Origin of the sequence: Blastococcus sp. Marseille-P5729 (assembly GCF_900292035.1) — a bacterium.
GTDB lineage: Bacteria > Actinomycetota > Actinomycetes > Mycobacteriales > Antricoccaceae > Cumulibacter.
Window position 1 is genome coordinate 372,590 of record NZ_OMPO01000003.1, and the last position, 20,337, is coordinate 392,926.

Consider the following 20,337-nt stretch of genomic DNA (forward strand, 5'->3'; position numbering starts at 1 on the left):
TGGTGCTCCGATCGTAGAAAGGCAGAGGGCCCAGCCACGTCCGCGGCTAGGCCCTCTGGTGCAACTGGTCGGGGTGACAGGATTTGAACCTGCGACCTCTTCGTCCCGAACGAAGCGCGCTACCAAGCTGCGCCACACCCCGGTGAACACCGACTGATTACTGTACTCGATCGCGCGGCTCGCCCGCGAGCAGGTGTGAGGCGAGCGACTAGCCGACACGCACTATCCGGCGCGTGCTGTGAGGGTCAGCAGGGTGGCTTCCGGACGGCAGGCGAAGCGGATCGGCGCGTACGGCGAGGTCCCCAGGCCCGCGCTCACATGCAGTGGGATCGAGCGGCCGGACGGCGCGCCCCACCGCGACACCCACCGCACCTTCCTCCGGTCGATCCCGCAGTTGGTCACCACGGCGCCGTACAGCGGCACCCGCACCTGGCCTCCGTGCGTGTGACCGGCCAGCACCAGGTCATACCCGTCGGCCACGAACCGGTTCAGTACCCGGGGCTCGGGCGAGTGGGTGAGACCGATCCGTACCAGCGCATCCGGATCGGCGGGCCCCGCGATCTCGGCGTACCGGGCGCGTTTGGGGTGCGGGGCGTCGACCCCCGCCAGCGCGATCCGGCGTCCTCCGACCTCGAGGGGGCCGCGGCGGGTGTTCAGGTCGAGCCATCCGCCCCGCGTCAGCCCGTCGTGCAGCTCCGCGAGATCGACGCGCCGTCCGCGCTTGCGGGAGGTCGTCTCGGTGAAGTAGTGCGTGGGGCTCTTGGGAATCGGCGCCCAGTAGTCGTTGTTGCCCCACACGAACGCCCCCGGGAAGTCCAGGAACGGCTCGTGGGCGCGCAGCGAGTTCGCGAAGGCGTCCTCATTGCCGCCGATGTGGTCCCCGGTCGAGACCACCAGGTCAGGCTCGAGGTCGACCAGCGATCGCACCCACTCGACCTTGCGGCGTTGCTGCGGGGTGACGTGCAGGTCGGCCAGCTGAAGGACCCGCACCGGGTCGGCGCCGCGCGGCAGGACAGCGACCTCGAACCGGCGGAGCGTGAAGAGGTTGCGTTCGATGCCGACGGCGTACGCGCCGGTGATCATCCCGGAAGCGACCAGGCCGCCGCTGATCGCCGCGGCCCGCCGCAGAAAGCTGGATCGGTCGGCCACTCGCGTGGTTGCCTAGTCATTCCCCAGGCCGTTGTTGTTCCCGGGGCCGGACGGCGGGCCCTGGGTCGGCGGCTGCTGCTCGGTCGTCGGCTGCGGGTCCGGAGCCGCGGTCGGCGCTGGAGCGGGCGTCTGCGTGGGATCACCCGCCGGCGGTACGCAGCCGGTCGCCGGGTCCTGCCCCGCCTGGCACGGCTGGCCCGCGGGCGCCTTGCCGGAGGACACGCTGTACTTGATCGTGATGCCGGGGCTGACCGATGACCCAACGGCCGGATCCTGCGAGGCCACGACACCCGCCGGCAGGGTCGAGTCGACCGGCGTCCCGCTGTCGACCGCGTCGAAACCGGCCTGCTGCGCCAAGGCCTTGCAGTTCGAGGGCGACTGGCCGACGCAGTCAACCTGCAGCGTGGAGGTCTTTCCAGCAGCCACGGCGGGATCGGCGGGCGGGAACTTGCTCGAGCCGACCTGCGGCAGGATGTTCACCATCGCGTTCTTCCACATCACCGCGGGGTAGCCACCACCGAAGCCCTCGCCGCCGCCGGCACCCGGCATGCCCTTGCCCTCCAGGTTGTAGGCGAGCACCGACGCGATGATGTCGGGTGTCCAGCCGACGAAGGCATACGAGACGTTGTCCTGCGCGGTGCCGGTCTTGCCCGCGATCTGGTACCCGGGGATGTACGCCCGTTTGCCGGTCTGACCGAGGTTGCCGGGCATGACGTCCTTGAGCAGGATCTGGTTGAGCGTGTCGGCCACGCCCTTGGAGATCGCCCCCTCGGTGCAGTTGGTGCCCGGCGTGTAGTACGGCTGGCCGTTCTCCGGGTTCACCGCCGGCTGGCCGTCCGGGCCGGTCACGGCCAGGATCGGCGTCGGCTCACAACGCGTGCCGCGGTTGGCGACCGTGGCGTAGGCGACCGCAAGCCGCAGCGGGCTGGTGGCCTCAGGGCCGAGGGTGAACGAGGCGCGCTCCTCGGCCTTGACGAGGTCGCGGGTCTTGGTGTCGCCCGGCGCCCACAGCCCCATGTTGTATGCCGCATCGGCGATCGGGTCGATCGAGCCAATGTGGTCCTCCATCGCGATGAAGTAGGTGTTGGAGGACATGTACAGCGCCCGCTCCAGCGACATGCGATCCGGGTAGCCGGGGTTCGCGTTCGAGACCGTGTACGGCTTGTTGCCGTTCTTGTACACCTTCGAGGTGTAGGGATCCGGGGCGGTGAGCTCGAACTGCGAACCGGTGCCCTGGGACAGGGCCACGACCGCGGGGAAGATCTTGTACGTCGAACCGGCGCCCAGACCCGGCAGGACCGGGTAGTTGAACACCGTCTGGCTCGGGTCGTTGGGGTCGTTGCCGTACTTCTTGTTCAAGCCGAGGGCCAGCACCTGGCCGGTCTTGACGTCGAGGATCGGCATCGAGGCGAGGCGGTAGTCGGCGTAGCCGAAGGTGTCGCCGCCGCCGAGGGGCTTCGCCGCGCTGGTGATCCCGTTGGTCGCGGCGTCCTGGAAGCTCAGGTTCAGGGAGGTCTGGATGGTCAGTCCGCCCTCCTTAAGAGTCTTCTCCGGGATGCCCAGGTTCTGGGTGAGGTAGGTCCACACGTAGTCGCAGTAGAAGCCCGAGTTGTTGGGTGCGTCCGCGCAGGAGCGCGACGGCTTCGCGCCGCCGCCCGCGAGCGCGATCGGCTTCTGGACCTCCGCGTCGTGCTGCTCCTGGGTGATGACTCCCTGGTCGAGCATGAGGCCGAGCACCAGGTCGCGGCGGTTCTGCGCCTCCTGGGGGTTTTGCAGCGGGTTGAACTTGGTCGGGTTCTGCACCAGTCCGGCCAGCAGCGCGGCCTGCGCGATGTCGAGCTGGGCCGGCTCGACCCCGAAATAGGTCAGCGAGGCGGCGCGGACGCCGTACGCCCCGGCGCCCATGTTCATCAGGTTGAGGTACTTCTCCAGGATCTGGTCCTTGGTGTACATCGACTCGACGTTCAGCGCGATCTTCGCCTCGCGCAGCTTGCGACCCAGGCTCTGCTCGGTCGCGGCGTCGCGCTCCTTCTGGGTGGTGGCCTGGTAGAACAGCGTGTTCTTGACCAGCTGCTGGGTCAGTGTCGAGGCGCCCTGCGAGACGCCGCCCTTGACCGCGTTCTGGATGGCCGCGCGGAACATGCCCTGAAGATCCACGCCGTTGTGCTCGTAGAAGCGCTTGTCCTCCACGGCGACGATCGCCTTCGGCATCCACTCGCCCATCTGATCCAGCGGGATCGGGAGGCGGTAGTAGTTGTAGTAGTTCACGATCGGCGTGCCGTCGGCTGCGAGCACGGTGGAGACCAGCGCGGGGTTGGACTCATTGAACTCCGGGTCCACCTCGTGGATCGCGTCGGCGGTGTCCTTGGCGACCACGCCCGCGCCGCCGAAGGCGGGGAACAGCATGGCCGCGAGCACGAGCCCGCCGGCCGAGATGGCCGCGACGAGCTTGGCGACCGTCGTCATCTTCGCAAAAGCACTGGTTGACACCACAACAGCGTACGCAGTGCCCAGTCACGAGCGGGTAAGTCGTGAACGACGACTCCCGAGAAGGGCCCGGATCGGCCGTGCTCACGGGATTACTGGCCGGTTCGACACGCCCTCTCGTAAAGTCGACGTGAAGTCTCAGAGGATTTTTGCGCTCTTCGCGTCATAGCTCCCGCGCAGGGGGGTCTCACCACCGAACGGCAGAGCTGGGAACCCAGCCCCCCGAGCACAAGGAGCACCCTCACATGGCCAGCACCATCGTCTTCACCGAGGCGGCGCGCACCCCGATGTCCGACTGGGCGAGCGAGGGCCGCTGTGTGGGAACCGATCCCGAGGCGCTGTTCGTGCAGGGCGCGGCCCAGCACCAGGCGAAGAAGATCTGCAGCGGCTGCCCGGTCCGTCGGCAGTGCCTGGCAGACGCGCTGGACAACCGCACGGAGTTCGGCGTCTGGGGCGGCATGACCGAGCGGGAACGGCGCGCCCTCCTGCGTCGGCACCCGGACGTCGACTCCTGGCGCGATCTGATCATGTCCGCCGACAGCACCGCACGCATCGCCTAGGTTCTATTCCCAAGCGGCTCAGCACGACGCGCCAGCCGATCCACCCGCTCGTCGACGAGCGGGTGCTCAGTTCTCCTGCCGGTCTCAGCCCGCCGCGAGGCGGTCCCCGATGTCACGCAGGTCGTCCAGATCGTGCGCGTCGGTCGACAGCGCCGCGATCTCGCCCAGCGCCACCGTCGGATGTGCGCTGATGAACCGCTCGGTCAGCGTCCGCTCGCGAGCCGCCAGATCCATCCGGTCCGCGTGCACCCGCAACGCCGCGGCCGTCACCGCTCCGGCCTCGGTCGGCTCGGCGTCCTCGGGCCACAGCCGCTCCGCGGCCTCGCGGGCCTTCTTCGCAGCCAGGCCGGGCGCCTCGGTGTAATGCACCCGATTGAGGACGACGCCGGCCAGCGGCATCGCCTCGCCCACCAGCCGGTCCACGAAGTACGACGCCTCGCGCAGCGCGTCGGCCTCGGGCGTGGCCACCACCACGAACGACGTGCCGGGAGTGCGCAGCAGGTTGTAGGTGGCCTCGGCGCGGGTGCGGAATCCACCGAACATCGTGTCGAGCGCACCCACGAACGCGGAGATGTCGCGCAGCACCTCGCCACCGATGATCTTGGTGAGCACCTTGGTGAACATGCCCATGCCCGCGCTGACGATCTTCAGCGAGACTCGCCCGCCGGAACGGGCCGGCGCCAGCAGCACCCGCAGCACCTTGCCGTCGAGGAAGCGCGCCATCCGCTCCGGGGCGTCGAGGAAGTCGAGGGCCGACCGGCTGGGCGGCGTATCGACCACGATGAGATCCCACTCGTCCTTCGCGACCACCTGCCCGAGCTTCTCCATCGCCATGTACTCCTGCGTTCCGGCGAACGAGCTCGACAGCGTCTGATAGAAGGGGTTGTCGAAGATCTGCTGGGCGCGCTCCTCGTCGGTGTGCTCGAGCACGATCTCATCGAAAGTGCTCTTCATGTCCAGCATCATCGCCCACAGCTCGCCGTTCTCGACGCCGGCGACCTTGCGCGGGGTGTTGTCCAACTGCTCGATCCCCAGCGACTGCGCCAGGCGGCGGGCGGGATCGATCGTCAGGACGACGACGCGGCGTCCGGTCTCCGCAGCACGCAGCGCGAGCGCGGCCGAGGTCGTGGTCTTCCCCACACCGCCGGCGCCGCAGCACACGATCACGCGGGTGTCGGTGGAGGCCAGCAGCCGGTCAACCTCAAGCGCGGCGGTCGCGTCGGGGCGCAGCCGCTGGCGGGCACTAGCCACCTGTTACCTCCTCGGCACCGACCTGCTCGCGAATCAGCTCAGCGAGGTCGTACAGGGCCCCGTGGGACATCTGGCCGTGCAGCCGGGGCAGCTCGGTGATCGGGACGCCGAGGGAGGGCAGGTCCGCGCGCGCCTGTTGCTCGACCGTGAAACGCTGCGCGTAAGCGATCAGCTCGTTCGAGAGCGCCCCCGCCAGCTCCGTGTCGAGGCCGGCCTCAGCCAGTCCGTCGGCCACCTGCTGCTGAGGATCGGCGCCGTACGCGATGTCGTCGAGCTCGCCGGCCGACATCTCCGGCTCAGTGGCCATGTTGATGATCACCGAGCTGGCCTCGAGCCCCGACTCGCGCAGGTCGTGCGCCGCTTCCAGCGTCTCCTGCACCGGCATCTCCTCAAGCAGGGTGACCAGGTGAATCGCGGTGCGCGAAGAGCGCAGCAGGTCCATGACGCCGTCGGACTGCTTCTTGATCGGCCCTACCTTGGCCAACTGCGCCACCTCCGCCGTGACGTTCAGGAACCGCCCGATACGGCCCGTCGGGGGCGCGTCGAGGACGACGGCGTCGTACACCCGGCGCCCGTTCTCGACCCGCGTCGTCGACTCCTTGACCTTGCCGGTCAGCAGCACGTCACGCAGGCCCGGGGCGACGGCGGTCGCGAAGTCGATCGCGCCGACTCGACGCAGCATCCCACCAGCACGGCCCAGGTTGTAGAACATGTCGAGGTACTCGACCAGCGCCGCCTCCGGCTCGACCGCGAGCGCATGGACCTCGCCTCCGCCGGGGGCCGAAGCGACGGGGCGCTCGCCGTACGGCAGTGGTGGCAGGTGGAACAGCTGCGCGATGCCCTGACGGTCCTCGACCTCGATCAGCAGGGTACGGCGTCCGCCCGCTGCCAGCGCGATCGCGAGCGCGGCCGCGACGGTGGTCTTGCCGGTGCCGCCCTTTCCGCTCACGACATGTAGTCGAGCATCGCTCCACCAGGAGGGGGTCAGTCCGGCGTCCACGCTGCCAGCCTAGTGCGATGCAGAAGACGGCGTGGTCCGGACGCCCGTGCGCCGTCGTCAGGTCCCCCCGATCTAGTGCGCCCAAGCCGCTGCCTGCGCGGCTACAAGGCCTTGAGCTGCGTGCTGGTCTCGCCGACGGTGATGTCGCAATCGCGGTGCAGGCCCGCGGCCCGCGGCGCCGGCGCTCGATGTGTCCCGGGTCGCCGCCCAGATGCGGCCCGGATCACCGCACCCCTAGAGTGGGCACATGGCTGAGAAGACGACGTGGGAGTACGCGACCGTGCCGCTGCTGACCCACAACACCAAGCAGATTCTCGACACCTGGGGTGAAGACGGCTGGGAGCTCGTCACCGTCACGCCCGGGCCGACCGGTGAGCAGCTGGTGGCGTTCATGAAGCGCCCGAAGCAGTAATCCCCGCGACCGCAGCGACACAGGAGGTCATCGTGGCTGACATCAAGGCTCGGCTGTCCGAGCTCGGGATCGAGCTGCCGCCGGTCGCTCGTCCGGCCGGGGCATATCTTCCGGCGGTCCAGACCGGAAAGCTGGTCTACACCTCTGGGCAGGTGCCGGTCGTCGACGGCAAGCTCCGGCGCACCGGAAAGGTGGGCGCGGAGGTCTCACCAGAGGAGGCGTACGACGACGCTCGCCAGTGCGCGATCAACGCGCTCGCGGCCATCGACGCCCTCGTGGGTCTGGACGCGGTGACCCGAGTGGTGAAGGTCGTAGGGTTCGTCGCAAGTGACCCGTCCTTCACGGGCCAGCCGAAGGTGATCAACGGCGCCTCCGAGCTGCTCGGCGAGGTGTTCGGGGATGCCGGGCAGCATGCTCGCTCGGCGGTCGGCGTCGCGGCGCTGCCGATCGATGCCCCCGTCGAGGTCGAGCTGATCGTCGAGGTCGATGCATGAGCGAGCCCAGCGCGCCGAAACCCGCGGCGACGATCCTGCTGATCCGGGACGGCGAACGCGGCCTCGAGGTCTACCTGATCCGACGGGTGCGCCAGATGGCCTTCGCCGGCGGCATGACCGCCTATCCGGGAGGCGGGGTCGATCCCCGAGATCTCGATGCCGACTTCGGTTGGGTAGGACCCGATCCGGGTTACTGGGCGGGCGCTTTCAGCACCGACGAGCGGAGGGCGCGGTCCCTCGTCGCGGCCGCCGTCCGAGAGACCTTCGAGGAGTCCGGAATCCTGCTGGCCACTGAGGCCGACGCCCCGGTCGTCGACACCGACAACGACGAGTGGGAGGCCGAGCGGCAGGCCCTGCTCGACCGCTCGCACTCGCTGGCCGAGTTGCTGCAGAAGCGCGAGCTGTCGGTGCGCGCGGACCTGATTCGCCCGTGGGCGCACTGGATCACCCCGGAAGCCGAGCCGAAGCGCTACGACACGAGCTTCTTCCTGGTGAAGCTGCCGGACGGCGTCCACCCCCGCGCGATCTCGACCGAGCACGATCTGGCCGAGTGGGTGCCGGTACGCCAGGCGCTCGCGGACGGCGAGAGCGGGGCGCGGGCGATGCTGCCGCCCACCATCGTCACCCTTCGCGACCTGGCGCAGCACGACACCGCCGACGAGGCGATGGCGGCGGCGCCGCCGCGCAGGCTGGAGCCGATCCTGCCGGAACTCGTGGATGTCGACGGCGTCCTGCAGGTGCGGTTGCCGGACGGGACCGTGATCAAGCCGTCGGTCCGCATCGGCCCCGGTCGGTCCGTCGCCGACTAGCCAGTCTGCGGCGGGTTATTCCGCAAAAAGCCCCGCCCTACCCACCGCAGATCAGCCCTGGAGGCACCCACATGACCCACCCGCTGTACGAGACCCGGCGCGACGTCACGCCGTACGCCTCGGTCGTGCTGGCCAACAACCCCAATGTCATGACGCTCGATGGCACCAACACCTGGTTGCTGCGGGCGGCCGGACGCCGCGAGGCGATCGTGATCGACCCCGGTCCGGAGGACCTCGAGCACCTGAAGGTAGTCGCCGCGGAGGCGGGGACGGTCGTCGAGGTCCTGCTCACCCACGGCCACTGGGATCACTCCGAGTCGGCCCGGACCTTCCACGAGATGACCGGTGCTCGGGTACGCGCTCTGGACCCCCAGCATCGCTACGGCGGGGAGGGGCTCAGCGAGGGTGATGTGATCTCCGGGGCGGGCGTCGAGGTGAAGGTCATCGCCACCCCGGGCCACACCAGCGACTCGCTGTCGTTCGTCGTGGACGACGGACAGCACCCGGCCTCGGTGCTCACCGGCGACACGATCCTGGGTCGCGGCACGACCGTGATCGCCCACCCGGACGGCGACCTGCGGGAGTATCTCAACTCCCTGGAGCGCCTGAAGGCCTACGGCGACGCGACCGTGCTCCCCGGGCACGGCCCGGAGCTGCAGTCGGCGGCGAAGGCCGCGGAGTTCTACCTCGATCACCGCGCCCAGCGGCTGCAGCAGGTCCGCGACGCTTTGGAGGTGCTCGGACCGGACGCCACGGCGCGCCAAGTCGTGGAGCACGTCTACACCGACGTCCCGAAGGAGAACTGGGACGCCGCCGAGCTCTCGGTCAAGGCCCAGCTGGAGTACCTCCGCAGCCCCAGCTGAGCCAGCGGCGCCCATTCCCGGCAGGCGGAGCGGTCCAGCCCGCGGACCGCCCGGGCCGTCGAGCTGCCGCGTATCGAGCGTCCTGACCTGCGGGGGGTCAGGTTGCGCCGGCTCGCGCGATGTGAATCAATAGCCGACAAGCCCTCAGTGAGAGGGCGATCACACTGGCGTCCTCTCTGCGATCCAGCGGTCTCCGGGTGATCACCGCACCGCCCGCGTGAACCGCGAGCCGCACCCGGAGGACGAGCATGACCCAGCAGGCCCACCACAGCGTCGAAGCAAACCGAGACCTGAGCGCCGACTCCAGCCCGCGAAGCCTGGAGGATCGGTACCACGTCGAGGACGGGCGAATCTATCTCTCGGGCGTGCAGGCGCTCGTGCGGCTCCCGATCGACATCCGCCGGTCCGACGACCGTGCCGGACTCGACACCGCCGTGTTCATCAGCGGCTACGAGGGCTCCCCGCTGGCGGGCTACGACCTCGAGCTGATCCGCCGCAAGAAGCTGCTCGACGAGCACTCCGTCGTCCACCAGCCTGGTCTGAACGAGGAGCTCGCGGCGAACGCCGTGTGGGGCAGCCAGATGGCGCCCACCCTGCAGACGGCGACCAAAGAAGGCGTCGTCGGCATCTGGTACGGCAAGGCGCCAGGCCTGGACCGCGCCACCGACGCCATTCGGCACGGCGTCCTCGGTGGCACGCACCCGTGCGGCGGCGTCCTCGCCCTCGTCGGTGACGACGCGATCGCGAAGAGCTCCACGGTGCCGTCGTCGTCGGAGACCGCCATGGCCGAGATGGGAATGACGGTGCTGGCGCCGTCCGACCCGCAGGACATCCTGGATCTGGGACTGCACGGCGTTGCGATGTCACGCTTCTGCGGCCTGTGGACCGGCATGAAGATCGCCACCAACGTCGCCGACGGTTCCGCCTCCGCCGTCGTCGGTCCGGACCGGGTGAAGGTGGTGCTGCCGGACGACTCCATCGACGGCGTCCCATTCACCCACGAGCCGACGATGCGCATGCTGCCGCCGCACGTCAACCAGCTGGAGCAGACCATGATGGTCGAGCGGCTCGAGCTGGCCCGGCGGTACTGCGCGGCCAATGGACTGAACCGTCGCAGTGGCGCGGCCGGGGCCAAGATCGGGATCGTCACCGCCGGGATCGCGTATCTCGACGTGATGGAGGCACTGGGCAACCTGGGCCTCGGCGAGGAGGAGCTGGGCCGGCACGGCATCGGCGTCCTCAAGCTCGGGATGGTCGCGCCGCTGGTTCCCGAGGAGATCGACGACTTCGCGCGCGGTCTCGACGAGATCATCGTCGTCGAGGAGAAACGTCCGCTGATCGAGCGGCAGCTGAAGGATCTGCTGTTCAACACCGAGTCAGCCCCTGTCGTGGTCGGCAAGACCGATGAGAACCGTCAACCACTGCTGCGCGCCCACCACGAGCTGGGCGCCGACCTGATCACGGAGGTGCTAGCACGCCGGTTCTCCAAGCGCACGAGCATCCCCTCGGTCGATGCGTGGCTCGCTGCCCGTCTCTCGCCTGCGGTGGCGGCTCCGGCCGCACGCCGGCAGCTGCCGCTCGTGACTCGCACTCCGTACTTCTGCTCCGGTTGCCCGCACAACCGATCGACCGTCGTGCCGGCCGGATCGACGGTGGGCGCGGGAATCGGCTGCCACGCGATGACGATGTTCCTCGACGAGGACCGCGTCGGGGACATTCTCGGCACCTGCCAGATGGGTGGCGAGGGTGCGCCCTGGGTCGGGATCGAGCCGTTCGTGGCCGACAAGCACCTGTTCCAGAACATCGGCGACGGGACATTCCACCACTCCGGGTCCCTGGCGTTGCGCTTCGCCGTCGCCGCAGGCGTCAACGTGACCTACAAGATCCTCTACAACTCCGCCGTCGCGATGACCGGCGGGCAGGAGACCGTCGGTGGCATGAGCGTCCCCGATCTGGCCGCCAACCTCCTCTCGGAAGGTGTGAAGAGGGTCGTCGTCACCACGGAGGAGCCCGAGCGGTACGACGGGGTGCGGCTGCCAAAGGGCGTAGAGCTCCGTCACCGCGACCGGCTGCTCGAGACGCAGGAGGAGCTCGCCGCGGTCAAGGGCGTGACCGTCCTGATCCACGACCAGGAATGCGCGACCGAGCTGCGCCGCAAGCGCAAGCGTGGCCTCGTCCAGGAGCCCGAGACGCGGGTGTTCATCAACCAGCGGGTCTGCGAAGGATGCGGCGACTGCGGTGAGAAGTCCAACTGCCTGTCGGTGCAGCCGGTCGAGACCGAGTTCGGCCGCAAGACCAAGATCCACCAGCCGTCCTGCAACAAGGACTACTCCTGCCTCGACGGTGACTGCCCCTCCTTCCTCACCGTGATTCCGGGCGTCAAGGCGAAGCAGCCTACCGGGAAGGTCGCTCCGCCGATCGACTCATCGATCCTTCCGGACCCCGAGATCAAGGTCCCGGAGGAGGAGTTCAGTATCCGGTTCACTGGGATCGGCGGCACTGGGATCGTCACGGTATCGGCGATCGTGGCGCAGGCCGGGATCATCGCGGGCCGGTATGTGCGCACGCTCGATCAGCTGGGGCTGGCGCAGAAGGGCGGCGCGGTCGTCTCCGACATCAAGATCGGCGCCCGGCCCATCGAGGCCGCGAACAAGATCTCCGCAGGGGACTGCGACCTGTTCCTGGTGTGCGATCTGCTCGTCGGCTCCACCGACGCGAACCTGGCCGTGACCAGCAGCCAGCGGACGGTCGCCGTGATCAACAAGGCCCATACACCGACCGGCGCGATGGTCACGCACACCGACGTCCTGTTCCCGCCGGACGACGCGACCGTCGGCCGGATCAACGACGCGACCCGCGCGGAGCACAACACCGTCGTCGACGCCCGGCTCGCCACGCTTGGGCTGTTCGGTGACGATCAGTACGCCAACGTCTTCCTCGTCGGCGTCGCGCACCAGGCTGGTGCCCTCCCGATACCGGCGGACGCGATCGAGGAGGCCATCACGCTCAACGGCGTGCGCGTGGATCACAACATTCAGGCCTTCCGCCGGGGACGACAGCTGGTCGCCGACCGGGCCTCGGTGAATGCCGCGGTCGATGCTCTCCGCCTGGATCACCTTCGTGAAAGCGATGCAGCGCTCGCGCCGTCCAACATGGGCGTGGCTCTCGCTCGCGGACTGCGGGGCCCGGACAGCGAGCTACGGCGACTCGTGACGCTCCGTGCTGGCGAGCTGGCCGCGTACCAGAACCGCCGCTACGCTGAGCGGTACGTCGACCTCGTCGAGAAGGTGCGGGCACGCGAGCAGACCGTGGCGCCCGACTCGACAGCGTTGGCCGAAGCAGTTGCCAAGCATCTGTTCAAGCTGATGGCCTACAAGGACGAGTACGAGGTTGCCCGGCTCTCGCTGGATCCCAAGCTGCGCGCCGATATCAAGGCGACCTTCGGCGAGGATGCCAGCTACTCGTTCAAGCTGCACCCGCCCATGCTGCGCGCGCTCGGGATGTCCTCGAAGATCGCGCTGCCGCAGGCCGTGGGCGAGGCCTCGTTCAAGGCCCTCTACCGGATGCGCCGGCTGCGTGGCACGGCACTGGATCCCTTCGGAAAGGCAGAGGTACGCCGTGTCGAGCGTGAGCTGATCGACAAGTACCGCCGCGAGATCATCGCGCTACTCGAGTCGCTGACCCGGGCGAACCTGCCGGTCGCGGTCGAGATCGCCAATCTCCCGGACATGATTCGCGGCTACGAAGACATCAAGCTCCGCAACGTCGAGGCCTACCGCGACCGGCTCGCCACGCTCAAGACCAACTACGCCCGCACCGATCCACCCGACTCTGGAACGAAACGCTCACTGAGTGATCGCTTCGTTCCAAAATCGGGGTGACTACTCGGAGTCGCGGGCTTCGGTGATGCCGTCGAAGTCGAGCTCATCGCCTTCCGCGATGACCCGGTAACCGCTCGGCGAGAGTGACACAACCTCGTTGTACTTCGCTACCACAGCGGGGATCCCGAGATCAGCGCGGACCCGGTCGGCAAAGATCTGCGCGACGTCCGGCTCACCGTGTACGACGAACAGCTGCTCGGGCCGGGGGTCGAGCGCGGCAACCCAGTCCAGCAGGTCGCCAGCATCACCGTGCACCGAGAACTCACGCTCGCGCACGATCTCGGCACGGACGTCGACGTACCGGCCGTTGATCTTGACCTCCGGCTCTCCGTCCTCGAGCTGCCGCCCGCGGGTGCCCTCGGCCTGGAAGCCGGTCAGCACCACGGTGTTGCGCTCGTCGGGCAGCAGCCGGGCGAGGTGATGCAGCACGCGCCCACCCTCGGCCATGCCCGAGCTGGAGACGATGACGCACGGCTTGCGGAACCGGTTGAGCTGCTTGGACTCGCCGGCCGACCTCAGCACCTTCAGCCGCGGGATGCCGCGGAAGTCGGAGACGTCGATGTCGTCGCGCAGCTCGCCGAGCGAGGTGTTCGAGTAAACCTCCAACGCTGCGAGCCCCATGGGCGAGTCGACGAACACGGGGATGTCCGGGATGCGCTCGTCGCGGATCATCTGGGTCAGGGCGCGCAGCACCGTCTCGGTGCGGTCGATCGCGAACGCCGGGACGACGACCTGCCCACCCCGCTCGACGGTACGGCGGATGGCGTCGGCGAAGACCTCATGCTCCTCACCCTCAGGTTCGGGATGCTCACGGTCGCCGTACGTCGATTCGCACAGCACATAACGCGCTCCGGGCGGGGTGCCGCGGGACTTCAGGATCGGGTGGTCGTGCCGGCCGAGGTCGCCGGAGACCAGGACCTCCGAGTCACCGTGCCACAGGTTGATGCTCGCCGAACCGAGGATGTGTCCCGCTCGCGTCCAGCGAGCCTTCAGGCCGCCGCCGAGATCGACGTCCTGATCGAACTCGACGATCGTGAACTGCTTGATCGTGGCCTCGGCGTCGGCCTGCGTGTAGAGGGGCAGTGGTGGGTTGTGCTTGGAGTAGCCACCCTCGGCCGCCTGCTGCGCTTCGGACTCCTGGATCTTGCCCGCGTCACGCAGCACGATCGCGGCCAGCTCGGCCGTGCCACGGGTCATCCAGATCTTCCCCGCGTAGCCGTGCCTGATGAGCACCGGCAGGTAGGTCGAGTGGTCGGCGTGCGCGTGCGTCAGCAGCACGTCGCTGAGGTCCGCGGGATTCACCGGGAACTGCTCCCAGTTCTTCTCCCGCCACGCCTTCTCACCCTGGAACAGGCCCGCATCGACCAACACCCGTCGATCGCCGATGGAGATGAGGTACTTCGAGCCCGTCACGGTGCCGGAGGCGCCGAGGAACTGCAGAGTCATCGGTATGGTCATGGCTCAACCTTCGCATGCGGCCGAACGCGTCGGGGCCTGGATGGCAAGCGCGCTACCATCCCCTCATGACCTCGCTCATCGACGCTGACCCGGACGGCTTCTTCGGCGCATACGGCGGACACTTCCTGCCCCCTCATCTCGAGGAGCCGATCGCCGAGGTCGCGGCAGCGTACGCGGAGGCCCGCCAGGACCCGCAGTTCATGGCGGAGTACAACGCACTGCTCGCCGACTACGTCGGTCGACCCTCTCCGCTTTTCCTGGCCCATCGGCTCACCGCTGAGCTCGGCGGCGCGAAGATCTACCTGAAGCGCGAGGACCTCAACCACACCGGCGCGCACAAGATCAACCACTGTCTCGGCGAGGGGCTGCTCGCCAAGCGAATGGGCAAGAAGCGGCTGCTCGCCGAGACCGGCGCAGGTCAGCACGGCGTCGCGCTCGCGACGGCCGCCGCGATCCTCGGACTCGAGTGCGAGATCCACATGGGCGCGATCGATGTCGCGAAACAGCATCCGAACGTCGTCCGGATGGAACTGCTCGGCGCCAAGGTGGTCTCGGTCGAGAGCGGAGGGCGTTGCCTGAAGGACGCCGTCGACTCGGCCTTCGGCGTGTTCGCCGCTGACTACGCCGACACCTTCTTCGCGATCGGGTCGGTCGTCGGCCCCCACCCGTACCCGTCGATGGTGCGCGACTTCCAGTCCATCGTGGGCAGTGAGGCGCGCACGCAGATCCAGGAGAAGGAGGGCCGACTACCGGACGCGCTCATTGCCTGCGTCGGTGGCGGATCGAACGCAATGGGGCTGTTCACCGCCTTCCTCCAGGACGAGTCGGTGAAGATGTACGGCGTCGAGCCCTCGGGCAAGGACATCACCGTCACCGGCGATCATGCTGCGACGATGACCCTCGGCTCCGACGGGATGCTGCACGGGATGAAGACCCTGTTGCTGCAGGACGACGCGGGGGAGCCCGCGCCGGTGCACTCGATCGCCTCGGGCCTCGATTACCCAGGCGTCGGCCCACAACACGCCCATCTCAAGGACGTCGGCCGGGTGGAGTACGTGACCGCCAGTGACCACGAGACGGTCGAGGCGTTCAGGACGTTGTGCCGCACCGAGGGCATCATCCCCGCACTGGAGAGCTCGCACGCGATCGCGCACGCGGTCAAGGTGGCGCCGACGATGGGCAACGACGAGATCATCATCGTGAATCTGTCCGGCCGCGGCGACAAGGACATCGACTACATCGCCGAGCGACTCGGCATCGAGGAGCCCGAGCCTGCCTGAGCCGTGGGCGCGTGCGGGCGCGACCTCATCGGCCGGGTGCCGATGATCAGGTGTTCACGTGATCCGCGAGCGCCTTCCCGGTGATCGTCTGCTTCCTGCCCTTCAGCCCGGCCAGCTCGGACGGCGTCCCCTCGAAGACCACCTTGCCGCCGTCGCTGCCGGCGCCCGGGCCGATGTCGATGATCCAGTCGGCATGCGCCATGACTGCGAGGTTGTGCTCGATGACGATCACCGACCCGCCGTCGTCCACCAGCTTGTCGAGCAGACCGAGGATCCGGTCGACATCGGCCATGTGCAGACCGCTCGTCGGCTCGTCGAGGACGAAGATCGACGCCGGCTCGGCCATCGCGATCGCCAGCTTGAGCCGCTGACGCTCACCGCCGGACAACGTGCTGAGCGGTTGGCCGAGCTTCAGGTAGCCCAGGCCCACGTCGTTCAGACGCCCGAGCATCGTCGCGACCGCCTTCGCGGTGAACAGCGCTGCGGCGTCCGCGATGCTCATGTCGAGTACGTCGACGATGGTCTTGTCGTGCAGTGTGTATTCCAGGACATCGTCGTTGAACCGGCGTCCTTCGCAGACCTCGCAGGTGCGGCCGGTGTCGCCCGGCAGCACGGGTTCGGTGTATACGATCCCGATGCCTTTGCATTCCGGACAAGCGCCGTCAGAGTTCGCGCTGAACAGCGACGCCTTCACCCCGTTCGCCTTGGCGAACGCGGTGCGGATGTGGTCGAGTACACCGGTGTAGGTAGCGGGATTCGAGCGACGGGATCCTCTGATCGGGGACTGATCGACGAAGGACACCTTCTCGGTGCGCGGCAGGTTGCCGTGGATCAGCGAGGACTTGCCGGATCCGGCCACCCCGGTGATGACAGTCAGGACGCCGAGCGGGATGTCGACCGACACCTTCTTAAGGTTGTTGGTTGTGGCGTTCTTGATCTGCAGCTGGTCGGACGCCGTCCGCGTCTGCTGCTTGAGTGTCACGTCGCGGGTCAGGTAGTCAGCGGTGATCGTCTTGCTCTTGCGCAGGCCGGCCAGCGTTCCGGAGTAGGTGATCTGGCCGCCGTGCGAGCCGGCCCCCGGGCCGAGGTCGACGACGTGGTCGGCGTGCTCGATCACCTCGGGCTTGTGCTCGACGACCAGGATGGTGTTTCCCTTGTCCCGCAGGCGTTCGAGCAACCCGATCATGTTCGTGATGTCGTGCGGATGCAGGCCGATCGTAGGCTCGTCGAAGACATAGGTGATGTCGGTGAGCGCGGATCCGAGGTGGCGCACCATCTTGACGCGCTGGGCCTCGCCGCCGGACAGCGTGCCGGACTCGCGATCGAGGCTGAGGTAGCCCAGCCCGATCTCGACCATGCCGCCGAGCAGCTCCTGCAGGCCGGAGACGATGCTCTCGCAGCCGGGCGCCTTGAGCGCACCTAACCACTCGACCAGGTCGCTGATCTGCATCGTCGCGGCGTCCGCGATCGTGATGCCACCGACCTTCGCGGTGCGCGGCGCCTCGGTCAGCCGGGTGCCGTCGCAGTCCGGGCAGGTACCGAAGGTGGCGATCTTCTCGACATACGCCTTGATGTGGGCCTGCTTCGGCGGGCGCTCCTTGCTCAGGAAGGTGCGCTCGATCCTCGGGATGAGGCCCTCGTAGGTCATGTTGATCCCGGCGATCTTGACCTTGGTGGCCTCTTGATGGACGAGCCAGTGCCACTCGGTCTTGGTGTACTTGCTGAGCTTCTTGGCCGGGTCGATCTGCTCCGACTCGGCGTACATCCGCCAGCCCCAGGTGCCCGGCCCGAAGCCTGGCGCGAGGATTGCCCCGTCTTCGAGGGACTTCTCGCGGTCGACGATCTGGTCGAGGTCCAGCGTGGAGACCTTGCCGGTTCCCTCACAGGTGGGGCACTGGCCTCCCAGCACCTCGAAGGTGCGGTGCTCGCGGCTGCCGTCCTGCAGCTTGACAACCCCGCTGCCGCTGAGGCTGGCGCGGTTGAACGAGAATGCGGACGGGCCGCCGACGTACGGCTCGGACAGCCGGCTGAACAGCATCCGCAGCAGGGTCTGTGCGTCGGTAGCGGTGCCCACGGTCGACCGGCTGCTGGTGCCCATCGCCTCCTGGTCGATGATGATCGCGGGGCTGAGGTTCTCCAGGCGGTCCACGTCCGGACGAGCCTGCTTCGGCATGAAGCCCTGGACGAACGCGGAGTAGGTCTCGTCGATCATCCGGCGAGACTCGGCGGCGATCGTGCTGAAGACCAACGATGACTTGCCAGAGCCCGAGACTCCTGTGAAGACGGTCATCCGCCGCTTGGGGATGTCGACGTCCACCCCTCGGAGGTTGTTGGCGCGCGCGCCGCGCACCCTGATCTGGTCATGACCATCTGCCGCGTGCGTCATGGATGCAGAGTACTGACCCCCACCGCGAATACAGAAGGAGGCATTGGCGCCTACGCCACCGTCGTTGGTGGTCATGGCGCCAATGCCTCGCGGCAAGCTGCTACTCAGCCTGTGGAGGCGCACCGGCCGCATCGAACCGGGCTGCCCTTCCAACCGGCCTCGACAAGCGCGCGGATGATCTCGGCCGCGACGCCGCACGGGTCGTCGATCACTTCTGCCCAGCCGAAGCGGAGCGTTACCCACCCCGTCACCGAGTGCCGGTTGTCCCGTCGGCGATCGTCCGCACCGATATGGCTGCGTCCGTCGAGTTCGATGATCACGCGGTACTCCGGGAACGCTGCGTCGGCGATCCTGCCGGTCGGCAACCGGTGTTGAAGAACAGGTCTCGGGAGCCCGTGGGGTCGCCGTACCCGACGCTCGTGCTCGGCCTCCAGCTTCGAGTGCAGTCCTTCGGCGGCATCGGTCAGGACGTCGAGCAACAGAGCGCGATGAGGAAGGTTGCGACGATGACGGACGGCGTTCGCGAGTTCGCCGACGGTGCACCTGTGGAGCGCCACGGCCTGCAGAAAGAGATCGGCGGCACGCTGCTTGGGAATGGAATAGGTGGCTGAGATCAGCGCGTCGACCAGCCCGACCACCGTCGCGCCGCCGATCTCGACCGCCTTGTCGGGGGCGGCATCGAAGCGTCGTACTCGCAGCCACTCGCGATGAGTCAGATGAGTGTCACCAGGAACGGTCATCTCGATGGGGAGCTCGAGATCGCCGAAGCCGTGCAGCGCAAGCGCTGTGCGCCCACTGGCGAGTCCGGATGGGTGGAGAAGCGCGGCTGCCGAGAGGTAGTTGCGGGCCGTGGGAGGGCTGTTCGTGACGAGTGTCAGCCCACGGTCCAAGCGTCGCCAGACATCGGTGCGCACGAGTCGTTCAACCGTTCGCGCGGTCATCCCATGCGCACGGATCTGAGCTGTTGTCACAACGCGGTGCTGTTTGGCGGCGAGATCAAGCAGGCCCGGAGGGACGTCGCGTCGTGGGTGCATTCGCAGAGTCTCGGGCCCAGGCAGGACGCCGTCCACGTCATGGAACTCGGTTGGGGACAGTCCTCGATCCTGTGGATATCAGGAAACAAGAAGAGGCATTGGCGCCTACGCCACCGTCGTTGGTGGTGATGGCGCCAATGCCTCCGAGGAAAACGGGGGGACTAGCGGGCGCGGCGGGCCAGGCGCTCCTTGTCGAGGATGATCACGCTCTTGCCCTCGAGGCGCAGCCACGAGCGGTGCGCGAAGTCGGCGAGCGCCTTGTTGACCGTCTCGCGGGAGGCGCCGACCAGCTGGGCCAGCTCCTCTTGAGTGAGGTCGTGGGTGACGCGCAGGTAGTCGCCTTCCTGCTGGCCGAACTGCTTGGAGAGGTTCAGCAGTGCCTTGGCGACGCGACCGGGGACGTCGGTGAAGATCAGATCGGCGACGATGTTGTTGGTCCGGCGCAGCCGCCGCGCGATGACGCGCAGCAGCCGCTCGGCGAGATCGGGGCGGTCGGTGAGCCACGGGCGGAGTGCCGCCTTCGGCAGTCGCGCGACGCGGACGTCGGTCAGCGCGGACGCCGTGGAGGTGCGCGGGCCGGGATCGAACAGCGACAGCTCGCCGAACTGGTCAGAGGGGCCCATGACGGCCAGCAGGTTCTCGCGGCCGTCGGCGGACTTGCGACCGATCTTCACCTTGCCGGCGAGCACGATGTAGAGGCTGTCACCCTGCTCGCCTTCCTTGAAGATGACCGACCCGCGGGCCAGGTCGAGGAACTCGAAGGAGCGGGCGAGAGCTTCCTGGGCCTCTTCATCAACGCCCTGGAACAGCCCTGCCCGGGCAAGTACCTCGTCCACGTGTCCTCCTGTGTCGGTGCGATTGCTCGCACGGTGTGCGGTCGTCAGTCCGTCTGCTCGACTGTGCTGGTCTTGCGCCGCGTGATCCTCCCACGCCAGCGCTCCATCGCCTTGCGCAGCCCGCCGGCGATGATGTTGTCGACATCCTCCTGCTTGGCGTGGTCAAGGAAGCGCTCGACCTCCTCGGGATCGTTCGAGCGCCGCAGCGGTGCTTCCACCTTCTCCATGAACAGCAGAAACAACAGTAGGCCGAAGGGGAAGAGGACGACTAGCAGGGCAGCCACACCATCTCCTTCGCACCCGCTGCCTGCGAGTCCCGGCGGCGGGCCTCACAGTGATCTTCAACAACTTACTCTTCATCTTGCCGCATCGGTGGGGGCGAACCAAGCAGGACCGCGCCCAATTCGTGCCCCGCGGCGTGGGCGGATGGTGCGGTG

Annotated in this window: 16 protein-coding genes and 1 tRNA gene; 7 read left to right on the forward strand and 10 right to left on the reverse strand. The window is 68.0% G+C overall.

Annotated elements, in window-relative coordinates:
• Positions 1–65 precede the first annotated feature (65 nt).
• From DAA40_RS14610 to DAA40_RS14620, 3 genes are all read right to left on the reverse strand, one after another.
• Positions 66–142 (reverse strand) — tRNA-Pro (locus DAA40_RS14610).
• Positions 143–222: 80 nt separating this feature from the next.
• The gene (locus DAA40_RS14615) at positions 223–1,149 is read right to left on the reverse strand and encodes a metallophosphoesterase (protein WP_234356398.1); all 927 of its coding nucleotides are present in this window, start codon (positions 1,147–1,149) and stop codon (positions 223–225) included.
• A 12-nt stretch (positions 1,150–1,161) separates the two neighbouring features.
• Positions 1,162–3,639, reverse strand: coding sequence for a penicillin-binding protein (locus tag DAA40_RS14620; protein WP_158716463.1), 2,478 nt, complete (start codon positions 3,637–3,639; stop codon positions 1,162–1,164).
• A 242-nt stretch (positions 3,640–3,881) separates the two neighbouring features.
• Here DAA40_RS14620 and DAA40_RS14625 point away from each other — a divergent pair, with 242 nt between their 5' ends.
• Positions 3,882–4,196 carry a WhiB family transcriptional regulator gene (locus DAA40_RS14625; RefSeq protein ID WP_304529206.1) on the forward strand — a complete coding sequence of 105 codons (315 nt, stop codon included), beginning with the start codon at positions 3,882–3,884 and terminating at the stop codon, positions 4,194–4,196.
• An 84-nt stretch (positions 4,197–4,280) separates the two neighbouring features.
• Here the strand turns inward: DAA40_RS14625 and DAA40_RS14630 are convergent, their stop codons facing one another.
• A complete protein-coding gene (locus DAA40_RS14630) occupies positions 4,281–5,447 on the reverse strand; it encodes an ArsA family ATPase (protein ID WP_106850465.1) in 1,167 nt (388 codons plus the stop codon).
• Entirely contained in the window at positions 5,440–6,396 is a 957-nt protein-coding gene (locus DAA40_RS14635; protein WP_234356399.1) for an ArsA-related P-loop ATPase, read from the reverse strand. Before DAA40_RS14635 ends, DAA40_RS14630 begins: the two co-directional genes overlap by 8 nt.
• A 298-nt stretch (positions 6,397–6,694) precedes the next feature.
• On the opposite strand from DAA40_RS14635, the gene DAA40_RS14640 reads away from it, so the two are divergent.
• From DAA40_RS14640 to DAA40_RS14660, 5 genes are all read left to right on the forward strand, one after another.
• On the forward strand, positions 6,695–6,859 hold the full coding sequence (locus DAA40_RS14640) for a DUF4177 domain-containing protein (RefSeq protein ID WP_106850466.1): 165 nt from the start codon (positions 6,695–6,697) through the stop codon (positions 6,857–6,859).
• 32 nt (positions 6,860–6,891) lie between these two features.
• Complete coding sequence (locus tag DAA40_RS14645; RefSeq protein WP_234356400.1) at positions 6,892–7,353, forward strand: RidA family protein; 462 nt, start codon at positions 6,892–6,894, stop codon at positions 7,351–7,353.
• Positions 7,350–8,162, forward strand: coding sequence for an NUDIX domain-containing protein (locus DAA40_RS14650; RefSeq protein WP_106850467.1), 813 nt, complete (start codon positions 7,350–7,352; stop codon positions 8,160–8,162). Before DAA40_RS14645 ends, DAA40_RS14650 begins: the two co-directional genes overlap by 4 nt.
• Before the next feature lie 71 nt (positions 8,163–8,233).
• Positions 8,234–9,025, forward strand: a complete 792-nt coding sequence (locus tag DAA40_RS14655; protein WP_106850468.1) for an MBL fold metallo-hydrolase — start codon at positions 8,234–8,236, stop codon at positions 9,023–9,025.
• Between the two features lie 248 nt (positions 9,026–9,273).
• Positions 9,274–12,906, forward strand: a complete 3,633-nt coding sequence (locus tag DAA40_RS14660; protein ID WP_106850469.1) for an indolepyruvate ferredoxin oxidoreductase family protein — start codon at positions 9,274–9,276, stop codon at positions 12,904–12,906.
• Here DAA40_RS14660 and DAA40_RS14665 read toward each other — a convergent pair whose 3' ends face one another.
• Positions 12,907–14,364, reverse strand: coding sequence for an MBL fold metallo-hydrolase RNA specificity domain-containing protein (locus tag DAA40_RS14665; RefSeq protein WP_106850470.1), 1,458 nt, complete (start codon positions 14,362–14,364; stop codon positions 12,907–12,909).
• 65 nt (positions 14,365–14,429) lie between these two features.
• Between DAA40_RS14665 and trpB the strand changes: the two genes are divergently transcribed.
• Complete coding sequence (trpB, locus tag DAA40_RS14670) at positions 14,430–15,644, forward strand: tryptophan synthase subunit beta (RefSeq protein ID WP_106850471.1); 1,215 nt, start codon at positions 14,430–14,432, stop codon at positions 15,642–15,644.
• Between the two features lie 46 nt (positions 15,645–15,690).
• On the opposite strand, the gene DAA40_RS14675 is transcribed toward trpB, so the two are convergent.
• The 4 genes from DAA40_RS14675 to DAA40_RS14690 form a co-directional block, all read right to left on the reverse strand.
• The gene (locus tag DAA40_RS14675; RefSeq protein WP_106850472.1) at positions 15,691–18,030 is read right to left on the reverse strand and encodes an excinuclease ABC subunit UvrA; all 2,340 of its coding nucleotides are present in this window, start codon (positions 18,028–18,030) and stop codon (positions 15,691–15,693) included.
• A 104-nt stretch (positions 18,031–18,134) separates the two neighbouring features.
• Entirely contained in the window at positions 18,135–19,100 is a 966-nt protein-coding gene (locus DAA40_RS14680) for a type IV toxin-antitoxin system AbiEi family antitoxin domain-containing protein (RefSeq protein WP_106850473.1), read from the reverse strand.
• Positions 19,101–19,225: 125 nt separating this feature from the next.
• Positions 19,226–19,900 (reverse strand): Crp/Fnr family transcriptional regulator, encoded by a 675-nt coding sequence (locus DAA40_RS14685; protein WP_106850474.1) that lies wholly within the window; start codon positions 19,898–19,900, stop codon positions 19,226–19,228.
• Positions 19,901–19,944: 44 nt separating this feature from the next.
• Positions 19,945–20,184, reverse strand: a complete 240-nt coding sequence (locus tag DAA40_RS14690; RefSeq protein ID WP_106850475.1) for a hypothetical protein — start codon at positions 20,182–20,184, stop codon at positions 19,945–19,947.
• Positions 20,185–20,337: the final 153 nt, after the last annotated feature.

Excerpts from the sequence above, each read along its gene's own strand:
- DAA40_RS14625 (WP_304529206.1), top strand. The coding sequence starts at position 3,882 with ATGGCCAGCACCATCGTCTTCACCGAGGCGGCGCGCACCCCGATGTCC.
- DAA40_RS14640 (WP_106850466.1), top strand. The coding sequence starts at position 6,695 with ATGGCTGAGAAGACGACGTGGGAGTACGCGACCGTGCCGCTGCTGACC.
- DAA40_RS14650 (WP_106850467.1), top strand. The coding sequence starts at position 7,350 with ATGAGCGAGCCCAGCGCGCCGAAACCCGCGGCGACGATCCTGCTGATC.
- DAA40_RS14655 (WP_106850468.1), top strand. The coding sequence starts at position 8,234 with ATGACCCACCCGCTGTACGAGACCCGGCGCGACGTCACGCCGTACGCC.
- DAA40_RS14660 (WP_106850469.1), top strand. The coding sequence starts at position 9,274 with ATGACCCAGCAGGCCCACCACAGCGTCGAAGCAAACCGAGACCTGAGC.
- DAA40_RS14665 (WP_106850470.1), bottom strand. The coding sequence starts at position 14,364 with ATGACCATACCGATGACTCTGCAGTTCCTCGGCGCCTCCGGCACCGTG.
- trpB (WP_106850471.1), top strand. The coding sequence starts at position 14,430 with ATGACCTCGCTCATCGACGCTGACCCGGACGGCTTCTTCGGCGCATAC.
- DAA40_RS14675 (WP_106850472.1), bottom strand. The coding sequence starts at position 18,030 with ATGACGCACGCGGCAGATGGTCATGACCAGATCAGGGTGCGCGGCGCG.